Source organism: Streptomyces sp. NPDC001056, assembly GCF_053598955.1.
The window spans coordinates 1-1219 of sequence record NZ_JBSFLI010000116.1; the positions used below are offsets into that span (position 1 = coordinate 1).

The 1219-nt window shown below is 70.6% G+C and carries 1 protein-coding gene; it reads left to right on the top strand.

What is annotated here, in order from left to right:
• A partial coding sequence (locus ACWDD7_RS37800; RefSeq protein ID WP_450460724.1) for an Ig-like domain-containing protein occupies nucleotides 1–1219 on the top strand: 1219 nt, incomplete at both ends.

Below are 1219 nucleotides of genomic sequence, written 5' to 3' on the forward strand. Positions count from 1 at the left end.
TCGGCACCAGCACCCTCGTCGGCGGTACGGCCACCCTCACCACCTCCACCCTCGCCGTCGGATCGCACTCCCTCACCGCCGTCTACAACGGCAACGCCAACTTCACGGGTTCGACGTCCCCGGTGGACATCCAGACGGTGACCCAGGCGGCAACCACCACCACCCTCACCTCCGCGCCCGATCCTTCCGTCTTCGGCCAGGCGAAAACCCTCACCGCGACGGTCACCGCCGTACCGCCGGGAGCCGGCACACCCACCGGCACCGTCAACTTCTTCGACGGCGCGACGCTGCTGGGTACGGGCACCCTCGTCGGCGGCACCGCCACCCTCACCACGTCCGCTCTCCCGGTCGGGTCGCATTCCCTGACGGCTGTCTACAGCGGGGACGCGGAGTTCACGGGTTCGACGTCCCCGGTGGACATCCAGACGGTGACGCAGGCGGCAACCACCACCGGCCTCACGTCGGCGCCCGACCCCTCCGTCTTCGGTGAGGCCAAAACCCTGACGGCGACGGTGACTGCCGTACCGCCGGGAGCCGGCATCCCCACCGGCACCGTCAGCTTCTTCGACGGCGCCACCCTCCTCGGCACCAGCACACTCGTCGGCGGTACGGCCACCCTCACCACCTCCACCCTCGCCGTCGGATCGCACTCCCTCACCGCCGTCTACAACGGCAACGCCAACTACACCGGATCCACCTCACCCGTGGACACCCAGACGGTCACCCAGGCGGCAACCACCACCGGCCTCACGTCGGCGCCCGACCCCTCCGTCTTCGGCCAGGCCAAGACCCTCACCGCGACGGTGACTGCCGTGCCGCCGGGAGCCGGCACACCCACCGGCACCGTCAGCTTCTTCGACGGCGCCACCCTCATCGGCACCGCGACACTCAGCGGCGGCACCGCCACCCTCACCACCTCCACCCTCGCCGTCGGGCCGCACTCCCTCACCGCCGTCTACAACGGCAACGCCAACTTCACGGGTTCGACGTCCCCGGTGGACACCCAGACGGTCACCCAGGCGGCAACCACCACCACCCTCACCTCCGCACCCGACCCCTCCGTCTTCGGTGAGGCGAAAACCCTGACGGCGACGGTCACCGCCGTACCGCCGGGAGCCGGCATCCCCACCGGCACCGTCAGCTTCTTCGACGGCGCCACCCTCCTCGGCACCAGCACCCTCGTCGGCGGTACGGCCACCCTCACCACCTCCACCCTCGC